Annotated in this window: 11 protein-coding genes; 5 read left to right on the top strand and 6 right to left on the bottom strand. The window is 36.6% G+C overall.

What is annotated here, in order from left to right; translation table 11 throughout:
• Positions 1-137: 137 nt before the first annotated feature.
• Positions 138-1424 carry a phosphopyruvate hydratase gene (eno, locus tag F6K18_RS16230; RefSeq protein ID WP_287522219.1) on the bottom strand — a complete coding sequence of 429 codons (1287 nt, stop codon included), beginning with the start codon at positions 1422-1424 and terminating at the stop codon, positions 138-140.
• Between the two features lie 1031 nt (positions 1425-2455).
• Here eno and F6K18_RS16225 point away from each other — a divergent pair.
• Entirely contained in the window at positions 2456-2608 is a 153-nt protein-coding gene (locus tag F6K18_RS16225) for a hypothetical protein (RefSeq protein ID WP_287522218.1), read from the top strand.
• Positions 2609-3548: 940 nt separating this feature from the next.
• Here F6K18_RS16225 and F6K18_RS16220 read toward each other — a convergent pair.
• The 5 genes from F6K18_RS16220 to F6K18_RS16200 form a co-directional block, all read right to left on the bottom strand.
• Positions 3549-4796, bottom strand: coding sequence for an FtsX-like permease family protein (locus F6K18_RS16220; protein ID WP_287522216.1), 1248 nt, complete (start codon positions 4794-4796; stop codon positions 3549-3551).
• 304 nt (positions 4797-5100) lie between these two features.
• Entirely contained in the window at positions 5101-6135 is a 1035-nt protein-coding gene (locus tag F6K18_RS16215; RefSeq protein WP_287522214.1) for a polysaccharide deacetylase family protein, read from the bottom strand.
• 215 nt (positions 6136-6350) lie between these two features.
• Positions 6351-7916 carry a bifunctional pantoate--beta-alanine ligase/(d)CMP kinase gene (locus F6K18_RS16210; RefSeq protein WP_287522212.1) on the bottom strand — a complete coding sequence of 522 codons (1566 nt, stop codon included), beginning with the start codon at positions 7914-7916 and terminating at the stop codon, positions 6351-6353.
• A gap of 1485 nt (positions 7917-9401) precedes the next feature.
• Positions 9402-9605 carry a hypothetical protein gene (locus tag F6K18_RS16205; RefSeq protein WP_287522210.1) on the bottom strand — a complete coding sequence of 68 codons (204 nt, stop codon included), beginning with the start codon at positions 9603-9605 and terminating at the stop codon, positions 9402-9404.
• The gene (locus tag F6K18_RS16200; protein WP_287522208.1) at positions 9595-10632 is read right to left on the bottom strand and encodes a septal ring lytic transglycosylase RlpA family protein; all 1038 of its coding nucleotides are present in this window, start codon (positions 10630-10632) and stop codon (positions 9595-9597) included. The genes F6K18_RS16205 and F6K18_RS16200 overlap by 11 nt, the downstream gene beginning before the upstream one ends.
• A gap of 302 nt (positions 10633-10934) precedes the next feature.
• On the opposite strand from F6K18_RS16200, the gene F6K18_RS16195 reads away from it, so the two are divergent.
• From F6K18_RS16195 to F6K18_RS16180, 4 genes are all read left to right on the top strand, one after another.
• Positions 10935-12227 (top strand): transposase, encoded by a 1293-nt coding sequence (locus F6K18_RS16195; RefSeq protein ID WP_353735086.1) that lies wholly within the window; start codon positions 10935-10937, stop codon positions 12225-12227.
• Positions 12228-12414: 187 nt separating this feature from the next.
• Positions 12415-13410 carry a phosphoribosylformylglycinamidine cyclo-ligase gene (gene purM / locus F6K18_RS16190; RefSeq protein WP_287522302.1) on the top strand — a complete coding sequence of 332 codons (996 nt, stop codon included), beginning with the start codon at positions 12415-12417 and terminating at the stop codon, positions 13408-13410.
• Positions 13411-14239: 829 nt separating this feature from the next.
• Positions 14240-16021, top strand: coding sequence for an AarF/ABC1/UbiB kinase family protein (locus tag F6K18_RS16185; protein WP_287522206.1), 1782 nt, complete (start codon positions 14240-14242; stop codon positions 16019-16021).
• Positions 16022-16158: 137 nt separating this feature from the next.
• On the top strand, positions 16159-17526 hold the full coding sequence (locus tag F6K18_RS16180; protein WP_287522205.1) for a condensation domain-containing protein: 1368 nt from the start codon (positions 16159-16161) through the stop codon (positions 17524-17526).
• The last annotated feature ends 23 nt before the right edge of the window (positions 17527-17549 follow it).

Here is a 17549-nt window from a genome sequence, read left to right as displayed (position 1 = left end):
AGTAACTATCGTCAACAGTCAACTTTTGGCTTAATTGCTGATAAATGGGAAGAAACTCTGGTATTACCACATTTGAGTTTCTATCCCTGATAGTTTTCCTGTTGTTGCTTAGTTTTTGATGGTATTAGACCACTAACCTAATTTCGGCCTTTTGGTCCTAAACCTACTGCACCTGCATAAACTGCACGATCGCCTAACTCGTCCTCGATCCGTAACAGTCGATTATACTTAGCTACTCGTTCGCTACGACAGAGAGAACCTGTTTTGATTTGACCTGCCCGTGTTCCTACTGCCAAGTCAGCAATAGTTGTATCTTCTGTTTCTCCCGAGCGGTGACTGATAACTGAACGGAAACCATTACGAGTTGCTAAGTCAATAGTTTCTAGAGTTTCAGTCAGGGAACCGATCTGGTTAAGTTTAATTAAAATTGAGTTACCAGCACCCATATCAATGCCTTTTTGTAAACGAGAAGGGTTGGTAACAAATAAGTCATCTCCCACTAATTGAATTTTGCTACTTAATTTTTGGGTGAGCTGTACCCAACTGTCCCAGTCGTCTTCATGTAGGCCATCTTCTATGGAGACAATGGGATATCGATCTACTAAACTAGCTAAATAATCAATCAATTCAGTGGGAGAATGAGTTGCGCCGTCGTAAATATAGTTACCATCTTTGTAAAATTCGCTAGCTGCTACATCTAGGGCAAGAGCTACTTGTTCTCCTGGTTTGTAACCAGCTTTCTCAATCGCTGCAATTAATATATCTAATGCTTCTTGGTTTGAACCTAAGTTGGGAGCATAACCACCTTCGTCTCCTACTCCACCTAGTAAACCTTTGTCTTTGAGAACTCCACTTAGGGTAGCGAAGACTTCTGCACCCCAGCGCAATGCCTCTTTAAATGAAGGTGCACCCACAGGTACGATCATAAATTCTTGAATGTCTACGTTATTCGCAGCGTGAGCACCGCCGTTAATGACGTTCATTAGGGGTACTGGAAGCAGACTTGCTTGTGGGCCACCTAAATAGCGATACAATGGCATACCAACAGAGTTAGCTGCCGCTTTAGCTGTTGCTAGGGAGACCGCAAGGATAGCATTTGCTCCTAGGTTGCTTTTGTTAGGGGAACCGTCTATTTCGATCATTTTGCTGTCAACTAAGGTTTGGTTGAGAGCATTAATTTTGACTAGGGTGGGGGTAATTTGTTCTTCTACGTTTTTGACTGCTGTGAGTACCCCTTTGCCACCGTAGCGTCCCTGATCTCCATCCCGAAGTTCATGAGCTTCAAAGCTACCTGTAGATGCACCACTAGGTACTTGGGCCAGTCCAACTATACCGTTGCCTAGGTGGACTTCCGCTTCAATTGTTGGACGACCACGGGAGTCGAGAATTTCTCTGGCGTGGATTGATTCAATAGCTGTCTCCATATTTTTTCTTCCTTATTCTGTCAAGTTTGATGGTATTGGCTAAATGCTAATTACGGGTTTCTTGTGCTATGGGGAGTCACCTTTGTCAACCCAAATTAGCAAAATTTAGTATTTCCACTGACAGAATAGAAGGTTAATCCGGCTTTTGAGCTAGATATCAAAAATGTTTAATAATTTTATCAATTCTCTTTCTATACCACTAATTTTACCTAAATATGTAATTTCATATATTTTTTTAATAATTTTTTAAAATATATTTAATCTCAATATTTCTATTCGTACTCATATCAAAATGATGAGTTTTAGTTGAATATTAATGATGAGTTAAGTTTTAAAAATATACTTTTTTTGACTAGAAAAAATTGATTTAATGGTTTTATATATGCTATTTTTATTGGGATAAATAACTCTATAAATTTATAAAATTCTTACTTTAAATTAAGGACATTATACGTATTTTAATCTTTTTTTTTGCTAAAAAAAACTTGATTTGCTTTAGGTAGTATACTTTTTATAGGGATAGGAAAAATAGGATAGCTGTTGGTTTTGCCAGGTAAATAGGGGAAAAGGTAGTAAGGTAGTAAAGATTAAGACGAGGCATGAAAAACTACTTTTTGATCGGCAGATTTGGTATCAGGAAGATTTAACCGCTTTTTGAATCAAAAAATAAAATTGTAAAAACTTAATACCAAGTTAATATGAAGTTGCATAGAATAATATTTTAATCAGAGTGAAATGTAGATCGAGACAGACAAGTTAATAAATTTCATAATTCTGTGGAGTCTCACATAATATTGGTATAACACCTAACAGCTAATACCTAACACCTAATTCTGTAGAGTCTCACATAATATTGGTATAACGGCAGAAAAAAAATTAGTAGTCATGAATAGAGTTACTTATAGAAATATCAAAAGTTATACCAAATTCAAAAAAGTATGGTCATAGTCTAGAAGAAGGGAACAAGGACTAGGTAACGTGCATCTCGGAACAGAGTTCTATCACTAATTAGGGTTTGCTGAAAAAGTCTTATGGGTGAGGGTAGGAGACAGGAGACAGGAGACAGGAGACAGGAGACAGGAGAAATGGGAATGAGCGAGGAGGTAGGAGCTAAGTTTTGTCCCAAGATTGTTCTGCTCAACTATGCGCCTAAAATACGCTCCTTTTTGAGCGTGAATAGCTGAAAACTAGGCACTTTTGAAAGACCCCAAAAAGGCTAAAACCTTTATCTGTAAATACTTTTAGATTTAATCAGCAAGCCCTAATTATCCGGACTTGATATATAGCGCTGTGCGCAGGCAACAGGCAACAGGCAACAGGGGGGATAAATTGCCTATAATATAAGACTTTTAGCTATTGGGCATCTCCTGCAATTTGTAAATATACCAGCGCTCATTGCTATAAGTAAAGAGATTTGCGCTCCTGTTAATTCTTAGCTCCTGATATCAAATCCGGTAGCATCGGTATAAAATCTTTTGAAGTAGGAGTCAGGAGTCAGGAGTTAGGAGGGAAAAAATTTATGAAGATTTGGTAATGGTGAAGATCAAGAATGTTTTTATACCGAATTAAACGGATTTGATATGACTCCTCCTTTTGCAACAGCCACTATAAAAAGGTAGTCCTGCATAGTAGTGGTAAGATAATTTAAGGATAGAATCAAAAGTTTTTTGATAGTTAGATAATATTGCTAAGGCTTGGGAAAAAACTTATTGTTGCTCGGAAGTGATAGAATCGTTATGATTAACTTTATCTCAACGTTGGCAGAAGACCTGCGCTCTCAGGTCACCGGAGCGTCGGGATGAATGCCAATCAATATTGCGGTTTCACATATTATCTGTTGGGTTCTATAGTAATTATTTTGGTCAAAAAAACAGGGGTGGAAGCATCTTCCTCCCTTATAGCACCACCCGCAAGTCAGATAGGGGAACAGTGGAATTGGTGAGGTACAGAAGTAATTGACTGAGGAGAGAGCATTTATAAACTTCCTAACCTTTGCCTTTACTACTTTACTAGGCGTTGTTCACTCCCATATACCATTACGCGACCAGGACTACTAAACCTAAACCCTAACACCTACAACCTTCTTCAAACCAACTTGCGATCAACAACTGAAATTGTTTATTTCTAAGCTTTAAATACAATTGCAGGATCGATACGAGTTACTTTTTGAATGGCAAAGAAAGCTGACCCGACACACATAAAAACAGTTATACCTAGCACTCCAAGTGCAGACAAAGGTGTAATCAAAATAATAATTCCTTTGCCTGCCACCCAAGTACTCAATCCTAAACATACCAACATTCCAGGGAGATAACCTAAAACTGCCATCCAAATTGCCTGCTCCACAATTACTGCATACAATTCTTGATCAGATGCACCCATTGCCTTGAGAGTACCAAATTCCTTCAGGTGGTCAGACACAGATGAATACAAAATCTGGGCAACCACTACTATGCCTACAATTACACCTACTACTGCACCCATTCCCAAAACTAAACCAATATTTGTTCGTGCCAACCAAAAAAATCTGGTTTTCTCAGATAGTTCATTTTTAGTGTAAGCATTGGTAGCTGGCATCGCCTCTTCTATTTTTTGTTTTAATACTTGTAAATCTTCACCTGGTTTAGCTTTGACTAATATATAAGCGATCGGATCTGCTACTTCTAAATTTTTTGGTGCTGGTGTTTCTTTCAATTTTTGAGTGGGGTCTTTTTTTTCTACTACTTTTGTACATTGAAGATTTCCTGCCCCTACAACTTTGCAGTTAACTTCGGCGTTAATACCTGCACTAATATATGTGTTAGCGTTTTCTAGGGATGTAAATAATAAGGTACTTGATACAATTGACTGAGTACCTTTGGTAACTGCGACTAATTTTGCTGGTAGGGAACCTGCGATCGCCATTGTTCCTACTCCTTCTGCAAGCATGCTAGATAGCCTACTTTGGTCGGCCATCACAGCGAATGGTTGTTTCAGGTCACTGACGTTACCCTCAATGACTTTTCCTGGGTTAAACAGTTGTCCATCTGGGTTAAATCCCACCACCATTAATGGACTCATTTCTCCATTCTGAGGCCGCCATCTGACTGATCCTAAAATCAAAGCTTCTGCTCGTTGGACACCTTCTATAGTTTTGGCTTGATTCAATTGACCGTAAAGTAAGGGGTCTGTCAGCTCGAAGTTGACCATTTGATTAGAGGCGATCCAAATATCTGCTTTGGATTTATCTATTAGTAGGGTTGTGGAACGAGCAAACCCATTTAATATGCCTGTTTGAATTGTCACTAAGCTGACTGCAAATAATATCCCTGCTTGGGCTACTATAAACCGAGGAATATCTTCTAATAAATTTTTGCGAGCTATAGAAGCCATCTTGTTTTAGTCAAAACTACTAATAGATAGGTTTACCAACAATATATAGCAGGCAACAGGCAACAGGCAACAGGCAACAGTGAGAAAAGTATTTCTCTGTCTTACAGTTCATCATCAATCTATGTCCTAACTAACTCGTCCTTTGCTATAACAATATCAATCTGATCTGCTCTGAAGTGTTATACAAAACTCACAACTAAATACGGTAAAAGTATTTCGATCCACCTTCGGTTGAGAGAAGTAGTAAGTAGAAAATCAAAGATCAAATCTTTCTCTTTGGTCGTTGGATTTAATATCTCATTGTTTACTCCTTGTTTCCTTCTGCCTTTGTTTCTTGCTTTTTAATTTCTCTTTGTTTTGCTAATTCTTCCTGATGTAGCTCTCTATCTTTAATTGTTAGTAATTCTGGTATGGTAACAAATTCATAACCTTGTTTTTTCAAGCCAGCAATAATATTGGGTAGAGCTTCAACAACGTGACCTCTTGGGCCACCACCATCATGTAGTAAGACAATTCCACCATTGCTAGCTTTATTCAAAACTTTTTTAGTAATTTCTTTAGCTGACCTGTAATACCAGTCTACGGAATCAGCAGACCATAAGACTACGGTGTGTTTCCGTTCTTTGGCGTAGTCGGCTAAACCATTCACTAGAACACCTCCTGGAGGACGAAATAGATTGGTTGTCCTGCCTGTGATTTTGTATATCAGGTCTGCTGTACGTCCAATTTCACTTTTGATCCGGTCTGGACTCATTTTACTCTTTTTAGAAGGGTGGTTCCATGTGTGGTTAGCAATAACGTGACCTTCTTCTACTATTTTTTTGCCTATTTCTTGACGTACGTTTAAATGTTGGCCGACTACGAAAAAAGTTGCCCGAATATTATGCTTTTTGAGAATATCTAATATTTGTTCTGTAGTTTTGTTCCACGGACCGTCGTCAAAGGTTAAGGAAATAACTTTCTGTTTGCTATTGAGAGTAATATTTTTAACTGTTTGACTTTGGAATCTTTTGGGGACACTAAAGTTAAAGGTTTTTAATTCTAATTCCCTCAATTTTTGTTTAGTATTATTAATTTTTTTGGCAACAACAGAACTAATTTTAATTATTTCTAATGGAGTTTCTTTGCTATTTACCGATTGATTGATTGTCTTTGTACTTGTTGCTGTTTTTACTGTATTTGTATTTGTTGCTGTTTTTACTGTAGTTGCTTTTGTGGTTGTTTGTTGATTTGTCCAGATTTCCATGGGCAATAACATTCCGATTAAGAAACTTCCACTAGCAGCTATTACTGTTGCTAAAGATTTTCCTTGTCTGGATAGCGAACTTAAGTTTGTCATATTTCTCCTACACACCTTGTGTCATTGTGTGAAATTATTCGGTAATTTTTTCAAGTTCAAACTTTTTAATTTTTAGGTACTCTAACCATTATTTTTATTTTGAAATAATAGCTATTATTAAAAAAAAATTATTGAGAAAAATAAAATACTTGATTCTCCTCCTGAGTTTAATCTAACTAATCTTAATCTACTAAGTATTTCCCGGATTAAATGAACTATGGTAGTGGATTTTTTTGTCTGTAAATATCTACAATTTTTTGAGTAACTTCAGCTATGCTTAAACCATCGGTGCTAATTTCTATAGCATCTAGAGCTTTTCGTAAGGGAGAAATTTTCCGGTTAGCATCTTTTTGGTCTCGTTGAATAATATCTTTTTTTACCTGTTCTAAGCTGATATTAGTTTGACCTTTTTGTTGTAACTCTAGCAGTCGCCGTCGCGATCGCTCTTCGGCAGAAGCTGTTAAAAAAATCTTTAGTTCAGCATTGGGAAATACATGAGTACCAATATCTCGTCCTTCTGCTACTATTCCTCCTTTTGTTCCAAATTTTTGTTGTTGTTCTACCATAAAATACCTGACAGTTGCCTGAGCTGCAATAGCTGAAACATGATTTGTAACTTCCCTGCTCCGAATTGCTGTTGTCACATCCTGGCCATTGATCGTGACATGGTTATTTTCAGGGCCATTAAAGCTAATCTGGCATTGACTGACTAATTCTGCTACTTGAGGTTCATCTTCTACTTGGATACCAGCTTGTAAAACCATCCATGTTACGGCTCGATACATTGCCCCGGTGTCCAAGTACAAAAGTCCTAATTTTTGTGCGACTAATTTAGTTACTGTTGATTTGCCAGCTCCAGCAGGACCGTCAATGGCAATTATTGGTTTACGGTTTCTCAAAAGTATATTATCTATTAAACGGCAAGAACCAATATGAGCAGCGATCGCTAATAAACCTATATGCTGAATATTTTCTAAAGGTTGTAAACTTTCTAGATCTACTATTTCTACATACTCTAGTTTTATAAATGGTAAAGTTGCCAATTGTTCCTGCACAGCATTTTTAATTTTTTCTACAATATTTGCTGCATTTAGATTTTCTAAAAATACTTTTCTACCATGACAAAGAGAACTATATAATATGGCAGCTTGCTGTTTTTGTTCAACAGTTAAATATTGATTGCGAGAGCTAATAGCTAATCCTGAAGCTTCGCGAATTATTGGACAGGCAATAATATTAACTGACAAACTGAGGTCTTTAACCAACCTTTGAATAATTGCTAATTGTTGAGCATCTTTTTGCCCAAAATAAGCATTATTTGGCTGAACTAAACTCAATAATTTAGTTACAATAGTGGCAATTCCTTGAAAAAAATCAGGTCTAGAAAGACTACACATAATTGATGTCATGCTAGATGGAGGAACAACTGTAGTTGTAGAATTTTGAGCATTAGTAGACAGCTCATTTTCCATGCCCATAGTTTCAGGAGTGGGAGCAAAAATAATATCTACTCCTTCTTCTTCACATAGTTTTTTATCTGCTTCTAACTGCCGAGGATATTGTTGGAAATCTTCAGTAGGAGAAAACTGTAAGGGATTAATAAAAATAGTCACAACAGTAATTTTATTCTCTTCTCTAGCACGTTTAATTAAACTTAAATGTCCTTTGTGTAAAGCTCCCATTGTTGGTACTAAACCAACAGTATGTGGAAATTTGTCGAGGTCATTTTTAAATAAATTTAAATAGCATTGCAAACCTGCAATAGTAGTAAATAAACGCATTTTTTATAAAAATAATATTGATAATTGGGTATTGGTAATGGGAAGATAAATATTTTTTCCTAGGAGAGAATAGAAGAAGGTTATTATGATTTACCAGTAAAAACATTACAGCGCTTTTGCCGATCTCTGAACAACATCGTCACAACAAAACAAAAATTTTGTAGGGGCGTTAGCGCAGCTTTGCGTTAGCAAATGGCCATTCGTCCCTACAATAGTTTATCGAAATGAAAATCGCTGTAAAATCATATCTAATATTGATAAAGCTGCATATAACTAGAGCTTTTAAAAGCATTGCCTTATTCAAGTTTATCCTATACAAATTCACATTAACTTACCTCCCATGACCGAAAAATTGTGGTTGAAAGCCTCCTCTTTTAAGAGGATAAAAAGAAAAATTTTCATGATTAGTCAATTCTATCCGTTTTAAAGGAGAGGTAATTCTAAATTCTAAATTCTTAATTCTAAATTCTTGAATAATTACCCAAGTAGTCAAGTAAAATTACAAAATTCATTGTATATTTGATTGTCATCTTAGAGGCTATTTGTAAACAAAAGATTAAGTAGTGGCGTGACACACCTAAAATGTTGCAATAGTAGGGGCGGGTTCCACCTTAAATTAATAAGTCTTAAGCAATTAGATGAACCCACCCCCACCCCAATAATCTAATGCTCTTTTAAATAAGTAAGGAAATTTATTTTTAGACCGACTGCTCAAACATAAGCATATTTTATTTCTTATACCAATTCCCAAAAGTATTGCTATACTTGGGTAAGACTTCAGTTATTAATTAATCAAAACAGGTAGAGTTACTTTTTTGCTAAAAATAGCCCAATTAATGTTAATTCTTCTTACTTTTTACTTCTCCCCCACTCCCCCACTCCCCCACTCCCCTACTCCCCTACTCAATAAAATGTAGAAAAGTTTTTGAGAAATGGTATTATTCCCTATTCCCTATTTCCTAGTGACAAATGTTAAATTAATTTTGCACAGGTACTTACTTAAGCAACAGAAAAAAGGAGGAAAAGTCTATCTTTTCCCCCTAATTAAGGCTTACCGATCAATTATAAAAGTATTTATATATAAAGGTCTGAGGATTTTTAGGGTCGCAAAAAGTGCGCCTGTTTTAGTTGAAAACGCTCAAAAAGCTAGTATTTTGGGCTGACTATGGTAGAAAAATCAAGGGACAAAACTTAGCTCCTACCTCCTCGCTCATTCCCATTTCTCCTGTCTTCCCCTCCACGGTCGGGGTTAGGGGTGGGTTGTCTCTTGTCTCCTACCCCTACTAGAAAGACTTTTGAGCGCAAACCCTAATTATTTCTATAGAAACTCTCACGAAACTATGAGAGTAACTACTCCTTTAATGATGCAAAGTGAAACATTAAATAGGGTTTACCGATCAAATATCAAAGCATTGATAGATAAAGGTTTTAGCCTTCTGATATTCCCAAGGGGTGCGCTTGTTTTAGTCTAAAACATTCAAAAAGTTAGCATTTTGGGCAAATCAAGGACAGAAAAATCAAGGGACAAAACTTAGCTCCTACCTCCTCGCTCATTCCCATTTCTCCTGTCTTCCCCTCCACGGTCGGGGTTAGGGGTGGGTTGTCTCCTGTCTCCTGTCTCCTGTCTCCTACCCCTACTAAAAGACTTTTGAGCGCAAACCCTAAATAAATGCCAAAATTAAGACCCACGAGAATCAATAACCTCAACTTTTACAGGAGCAACTCCACTATGAATCATACCTAAAATACGAGCTGCCGCAGCGGATAAATCAATAACTCTGCCTCGAATAAATGGGCCTCGATCGTTAATTCTGACAACGACTGAACTACCATTATTGAGATTAGTTACTCGTACCTTTGTCCCAAAAGGCAGAGTTTTATGGGCTGCTGTCATGGCATATTGATTGTAACGTTCGCCACTGGCACTTAAGTTACCATGAAATCCAGGGCCGTACCAAGAAGCCCAACCTTGATCTTGGAAAGTAATAGGCCTAACAGCTATTTTTTGTGGTTCTGGCTGTAGTCTTGGTTTTGGTTTACCCACTATTGATTCTAGAGGAGGGGCATTATTAACTTGTCGTCTTAGACGGTTAGTTGCTTGTAGGGTATCTGTTGCTAAATCGTTGGTACTATCTGGCAGAATAGTTTGATCATCTATTTCTACTAATTTTTGGTCATTGACCAGAATTATGTAGCTTTCAGTATCTATGTCCCACTTGGCTGTAATATCCAGATTAGGGTTTTCCTGCATAAGCTGATTTAGTTGAGAGGCAACTATTGATGCTCGCCACACAGGATCTGTTTGTTGATTTGAATGAGAAGATTGAATAGTAGCTACTTTCACCGAAGAGTCTGAGTTAGACTCTGGACCAATATTATTTGCCTTCTTATCCTTAGAGTCAAGAAAAGTAAGAACTGGAATATTACGAACATAGAGAGTTGCAGCTTGACGACCAGTTAATTCATGGGCAAGAATTTCAGTAACAGTATCTTCTCCCTGTTGTCTATTTAACTGGTATTCTCCAACTTTCAGCACATCTGCCTGCCTATTGGCAACAGTTTTCTGTAAGTTATCATTTGTTTCTAAGCTTCTATCTATTGGTTCGTTCTTTTGATAAATTTTGTCTTCTTGAAGAGTATCTGCATAAGAGTAAGCTACACCGACACTAGAAAATATCAAGAAAGAAGTAAGGCCAGTCCAAATTTTGTGCTTCATAAACCTATTTTTTTTAAGCAGCACTCGTTGAGTTGAATTTATCTGGGTATGGTCTAGCCATTACTATTCCAGAGAACTCAAACTCTTCGATGTTTAAGTATTATTAAGAGACTGGAATAGAGTATCACAAACTTTTAAGATTGGGAATCAAATTAGAAAAAAAATTTGGTTAATTTCATCATAAAAATTTAGGGATGTGGGAAACCAGTCCGTTTTAACGCCTGGATGAAAACTAACTGACAGGTTTTAACCTGCCCTCTAAGTATTGCCTTTCATAACTGTTTTCGCTATACTTATACTATATGGCGAAAATAGTTGAAATGTATCTGACCCAAAAAAACAAAATTAGGAACTTGTCCATTCAAGAGTTTAAAGCTCTCAGACAGTTGTGCAGATTATCCAAAAATATGTATAATGTAGCGCTTTACTCTGTGAGACAGTTTTATTTTGCAGAAGGTGGGTATCTCAGATATGAATCCAACTATCATCACTGCAAAGATAATGAAAATTATCAGCTACTTCAAACCGATATTGCACAACAAACATTAAAAGTTGTTGATAGGTCTTTTAGGTCGTTCTTCAACTTAATAAAAGCTGCCAATGAGAGGCTGTATCGCTTTGAACAAATACGAATGCCTAGATACTTAAATAAAGAGGGGTATTTTCCTTTGATTATACCTCGAATTATTGTCAAAGATGGATATTTTAAGATCCCAATGTCTAGGAAATTTAAGGCTGAGTATGGGTCCGTAAAAATCCCTTTTCCGGAGCGATTAATAGATAAAAACCTTAAGGAAGTTAGGGTGATTCCTAGATATGATGCTAGGTTTTTTGAAGTAGAATTTATTACTGAAGTTGAACCACAACCAGCAAAAAAAACTGATAAAGCTTTAGCTATAGACCTTGGTTTAAATAATTTAGCTACCTGTGTATCAAATACTGGGTCGTCGTTCATTTTGGACGGAAGAAAACTTAAATCAATCAACCAGTGGTACAACAAGGAAAATGCTAGATTACAGTCATTAAAGGATAAACAAGGTATCAAAGGGTTGACTAAGAAACAGGTTAACATCACAGTCAATCGAAACAATAAAGTAAGGGATTATCTGAATAAAGCAGTTAGATATCTCATTAACTGGTGTAGTCAAAATCAAATATCTACTATTGTTGTAGGTGTTAATCCCGGAATGAAAAAAGATATCAACTTGGGCAAAAAAACTAATCAAAAATTTGTACAGATATCACACTATAGTTTGAGATTAAAGTTAAAAGCTATGTGTGAAAGATATGGATTAACTTATTTGGAACAAGAGGAGTCTTACACATCCAAGGCTAGTTTTTTGGATAGAGATAATATACCTGTTTATCATGCTCATAATTCAATTGAATATAGCTTTAGTGGCAAAAGAATTAAACGTGGTTTGTACAAAACAAAGCAAAATAAATTGATTAATGCTGACTGCAATGGTGCAGCAAATATTGGATTAAAAAGTAAGCTGAATGGGTTTACCCCAGACAGACTAGAGGCATCTTTGGCTATGCCATTAAGGGTTAAATTTGACGTGGATTTATCCCGGCAAATTTATTCTGCTTAAGAATTCGCGTGGATTTATCCTGCAGAGTGTCAAAGAGACAATACAGATGGTAAACTTCTAAAGGCTAGACATCCTGACAAAAGCAGGGATTTATGAAATTGCCTTTGCAAGATCGAGAATCTTCAGAAATGGGTTTCTTAAATTTCTTGTTGTCTAGCGCACAATCAAAGTTTTGGCCTAAAACATGATGGATTATAAACAAGCTGGTGTTGATGTTGAAGCGGGTCGTGAATTTGTAGATAATATCCGCAATATGGTTATTAGTACCCACCGACCAGAAGTTTTAGGAGCATTAGGTGGGTTTAGTGGATTATTTGCTTTGCCAAGTGGCTACACAGAACCTGTTTTGGTTTCTGGTACTGATGGTGTGGGCACAAAATTAAAATTAGCAAATACTCTTAACCGTCATCATACTGTTGGTATTGATTTGGTTGCTATGTGTGTCAATGATGTGTTGACATCGGCGGCCGAACCTCTATTTTTTTTGGATTATTTAGCAACAGGAAAATTGGATCGGCAACAGTTAACTGAAGTGGTTTCTGGTATTGCTGAAGGATGTCGTTTGGCGGGGTGTGCTTTAATTGGAGGAGAGACTGCTGAAATGCCTGGTTTTTATCCATCTGGTGAGTACGACTTAGCTGGTTTTTGTGTAGGAATTGTGGAAAAAAGCTTGATTTTGGATGGCTCTCAGGTGCAGGTGGGCGATGTGGCGATCGGGTTGGAAAGTAGTGGCGTTCATAGTAATGGTTTTAGTTTGGTGAGAAAGATTATTGACGAGTATAATATTTCTCTACAAGACTGCCCAGATGCTTTGGATAAAAAAAGTTTAGGAGAGGTGTTATTAACCCCAACAAAAATTTATGTTAAACCAATTTTAGCAGCGCAAAAAGCGGGTTTAGATATTCATGGTATGGCTCATATTACTGGTGGTGGTTTACCAGAAAATTTACCTCGTTGTTTGCTAAAGGGAATGTCTATTGATATAGATAAAAGTAGTTGGGATATTCCTCCTATTTTTAGATGGATTTCCGAAGTTGGTAATGTGGATGAGGAGGCGATGTTTAATACTTTTAATATGGGGATTGGTTTTGTAGTTTTGGTGTCACCAACTCAGGCAGAAATAACGATTAATTGGTTTGCTTCTCAGGGAATAAAAGCTTATTGTTTGGGTGAAGTAAATTAGTTGGTTTTTGATAATGGGTTGCGCAAAAAAATAGGGGCAGATTTATTGATGATAAATTAGGCACTTGTTAAAGTAATTTATGCAATTATCAATCTTTTTTATTGTCGTCAAATTTATAATTTGAAATTACCTAAATCACTGAAATATATCTAGGTTGTTTATGAAAAAAAACATCAAAATTAGTGATAAATTAGTATTATATTTGCATTATATAAATTGAAGTAAAGAGTTTATTTTGTGATTCAACTATGAATCTAAACCTAATTACAGCAGATGCCGAAGTTAGGAGGTACAAATATATTATAAAAGCTTTGTAGGACAGGCATCTTGCCTGTCACAATCCTACCTCACGGAGCATAAATCCACTGTCAAATGAGACTTGAATATTGCGATCGCAATATTTCATCTTAGTTTGCTAAATTTCCGATGGTTGATGGTGATTTATTTGAATAAAAATTTCCTTGATTTGATTCCTAAGTAAATAAATATGAAATTGCAAATTCGTTAGCGATCGCTGTTGTATAAAATATCTGATATGTAGCAATTTTTCCAAAATTATTAAACAGTTTTCACTATCTAGTTAATTAAATGAATATTAATTATTCTAATAATAATTCTTAAGAAGATTATTTTAAAGGTGTAACTTTTCTATAGTCTTATCTCTGGAAAAATGTGTATTAAAGGATTTTTCTATATTTATAATTATGAGTATTTTCAAGATAAATTATGAGGAGATTCATAGACTTAAATCAAAAGTAAACTTAAAAAAAACAACAGTGAAATAGTAAAATACACAATTAATAAAGAAGTTATTTGTCTAATTGAAAAGATGATCAAGAAGAAGTATATCCCTACATATATAGTTGAAAAAAAAGACCGGAAAAAAGTAAAGGTCGTAGAAAATTTGGAGACCCGTCGCTTATCAATCATTTATATTATTTGGCGATTCATAGTTTATTTTTTAGGGGTACAATTTCGCAGATTTACTGGCAAATCAGATGTGCAAAAAACAGCTACTCAGTTGCGAGAAATTTTTGAAGAGTTTGGTGGTTTCTGGGTAAAAACAGGCCAGTTATTAGCATTGCGCAGTGACCTATTTCCAGATGAGGTATGTGATGAATTACTAAAGTTACAGTATGAAGCTATTGGGTTTCCTTTTGATATAGCACGGTCAACTATTGAATCAGAATTAGGCAAACCAATAGATAAGATATTTGAAGTTTTTGAGGAGGAACCTTTGGCTGCTGCATCTATTGCTCAAGTTCATAAAGCAGTTTTGCGGAAGCGGAAAAAGCTAATTCCTGTGGTGGTCAAAGTTCAGCGTCCTGGTTTAGGGGAAGCTTTTAAACGAGATTTGGATCTGATTAAGATTTTTGTCAATTTCTTGATATCTCTTAATATTGGTAGTTATTTACGTTTAGATGAAGCTGTAACAGAACTAGAGAAAACTTTTAGAGAAGAGTTAGATTTCCGCTATGAAGCATCAAGTATTCGTCAGATGAAAAAAACACTAAAGGCACACAAGATATATGCTCCAAAAGTTTATGATAAATATTCTAAACGTCGAGTTTTGGTGATGGAATTTATTGATGGTGTGTTGATGTCGGATTATATTAAGACTTATCAACGCGATCGCGCCAAAGCTAGAAGATGGGAAGAGGAAAACGATGTAGACCCCAAAAAGGTAGGGGAAGGCTTATACTTATCATTATTGCGACAAATATATGAAGATAATCTCTATCATGGTGACCTACATCCAGGTAATATTATTTTGTTGCGTAAGAGCAAGTTTGTGCTAATTGACTTAGGAAGTACAGGTTCTCTAGACACAGAATTGAGAACGACCTATTTGAAATATAATAATGCTTTAACAGAAGGAAATTTTGCCAAAGCTGCTGACTATGTTATAAGGTTTGCTGTAGATGTACCCAAGATAAATATTTCTAAAGCACGGGTAGAGATAGCACAAGCAACTCAGATTTGGGCAGCTAAGTCAGGACTTAAGGGGTTATCATACAAGGAAAAATCCTTGGGTGGAGCTACAGCCGAATTTTCTCAAGTTTTAATTAAATATGGTATCCCTAGTAACTGGTCTTTTCTGAAAGTTAGTCGCTCTCTTTTAACATTAGATGGTTCGCTTCAGTATTTGTTGCCAGATTTCGATTACTTCAAGGTTAGCAAAAAGTATAACAAAGAATCAGAGCGTCGTGCTTTAATTCAAAGTTTGCGCCCGGAGAGTATGATGGCATCAATGAATAAATTATCAGAAACTGTTGCTGAGTATAACGATCTGATTTTGCCTCAACTCCGACAGCGAACTATACCTTTTGAGTTAACAGTTAACAAGTTTGCTCTGTCGTTGGCAGTGATTTTGCGTACTTTGTCATCTGTATTGCTCATAGGTGGGTTTAGCACATTGTATGTATTCCTCTATCAGCAATATTTTGAGATTATTCAACCTATTAATGTTGAAGTTATTGATGAAGTTGTGAGACAGTTGCCATATATACCATATTTGAAGTGGTTAGGGATATTAATTGGTGGGGGGTTAGTTTACAAGGTCTTATTAGATTGTGCAAATATTCTGGAGCGTAAAGAGTTTGGTAATTAGAGACGTCGATTAACTAGATAAGAATTGAAGTAGGAGTCAGTCATCAGGAGTCAGGAGGGAAAAAATTTATAAATATTTGGTAATGGTGAAGATGGAGAATGTTTTTATATCGAATCCGGTAGCATCAGTGTTGTATTATGAAAATGTCACTAACTGTGACGTTTTATCTCGGTTTTATGAAGCAAGAAATATTCATGATTGATAACAGAAAACTCTGTGGGGCAGAGCAAGCAGTTGAAATATTGAATCGCCTTACTAATTCATCCAATGTAGTGGTTAGCGGGCGCATATTTGGTCTTCTGAGTGAAGAAGTTGTCAGACAGGGACTCGATCTTATTCAAGACCATCATGCTCGACTTAATTCTCGAATCGTCGGTGATTTGGATAATCTTCGTTTTGAAACTGGTGCAAAAAAAATTCCTTTGCGAGTTGTGGATAAAAAGCACGAGGGACAATGGCAAGAAACACTCATCGAAGAACTAAACACCAAAATTGAGAGTAGTGAAGTGCTGTTGCGAGCTGTACTTGTGCAAGAACAGGAGCTTGGTGAAAACAGCACTAGCCATCTGATAATCACCATACACCACGCCATTGCCGACGCTTTATCAAGTATCCACTTATATTCAGAACTTTTGAGCTACTGCTCGAAAGTTGCCTCTGGTGAACCTCCCGTTCCGGTGTCCAGGTTATCGGCGCTTCCATCTATAGATGAGTTATTTCCCCCATCCACAAAAGGCTTCCGGGGTAAGATAAATATTCTGTTGTCTTTGCTGCGATTTCAGTTAAAACTGCTTTTGCACCGACCAGAAAACTTGGGTATTGAAAAGTCTATACCTCTTGAGTTACGGCGTTGTGGCAATGTTTATCGACACTTAGATGCTGACTTTACTCAACAGTTGGTCAATCGTTGCCGTCAAGAAAAGACAACAGTACAAGGTGCTTTATGCGCAGCAATGATGTTGGTTGCAGCAAGAAAAATTAGGCCAGATCGGACAACGCGCGTGTCTTGCCGGAGTTATGTTGATTTACGCAAATATTTGAAACCAGTAGTCAGCAATGAACACATGGGGACACTGATTTCTGGTGTAAATTCATTTCACACTGTAGACACAAAGAGATCCTTTTGGGAATTAGCGCGGGATGTTATCCAACAGCTAAAAGTTGGCTTAAAGCGCGACGATATGTTCATCGAAATGTTGCTTTTGAGGAAGAGTACCGACTTGATGATCTCCCGCGCTAGTCAAGTACCTCTAACAGTGGGACTATCTAATGTTGGTCAAGTAAACATTCCCAAAGTTTACGGTAAATTTGAACTATCAGAAATCAGTTTTGTTCCCTCACAGGCTACAGTTGAGGGGTATGTTCTTGCTAGTGTTACAACTTTTGAGGGAAATATGTTTTTGCATTTCCCCTTTTCTGTGCCTGCAATCAGTCAGGAGACAATGGAGACCTTTGTAGATAAGGTTCTGTCCTGTCTAGTTGATGCTACCAAGGTGAAAGTATAACGCTGGAGCAGTTAAAATATACG

The sequence above is a fragment of the Okeania sp. SIO2C2 genome (assembly GCF_010692625.1).
Classification (GTDB): Bacteria; Cyanobacteriota; Cyanobacteriia; order Cyanobacteriales; family Microcoleaceae; genus Okeania; species Okeania hirsuta.
The sequence above is the reverse complement of the archived record's forward strand: the minus strand, read 5'-3'. Positions and strand labels throughout refer to the sequence as shown.

Coding starts and splice junctions, on each gene's coding strand:
- eno (WP_287522219.1), bottom strand. CDS start 1,424: ATGGAGACAGCTATTGAATCAATCCACGCCAGAGAAATTCTCGACTCC.
- F6K18_RS16225 (WP_287522218.1), top strand. CDS start 2,456: ATGGGTGAGGGTAGGAGACAGGAGACAGGAGACAGGAGACAGGAGACA.
- F6K18_RS16220 (WP_287522216.1), bottom strand. CDS start 4,796: ATGGCTTCTATAGCTCGCAAAAATTTATTAGAAGATATTCCTCGGTTT.
- F6K18_RS16215 (WP_287522214.1), bottom strand. CDS start 6,135: ATGACAAACTTAAGTTCGCTATCCAGACAAGGAAAATCTTTAGCAACA.
- F6K18_RS16210 (WP_287522212.1), bottom strand. CDS start 7,916: ATGCGTTTATTTACTACTATTGCAGGTTTGCAATGCTATTTAAATTTA.
- F6K18_RS16200 (WP_287522208.1), bottom strand. CDS start 10,632: ATGAAGCACAAAATTTGGACTGGCCTTACTTCTTTCTTGATATTTTCT.
- F6K18_RS16195 (WP_353735086.1), top strand. CDS start 10,935: ATGGCGAAAATAGTTGAAATGTATCTGACCCAAAAAAACAAAATTAGG.
- purM (WP_287522302.1), top strand. CDS start 12,415: ATGGATTATAAACAAGCTGGTGTTGATGTTGAAGCGGGTCGTGAATTT.
- F6K18_RS16185 (WP_287522206.1), top strand. CDS start 14,240: ATGATCAAGAAGAAGTATATCCCTACATATATAGTTGAAAAAAAAGAC.
- F6K18_RS16180 (WP_287522205.1), top strand. CDS start 16,159: ATGAAAATGTCACTAACTGTGACGTTTTATCTCGGTTTTATGAAGCAA.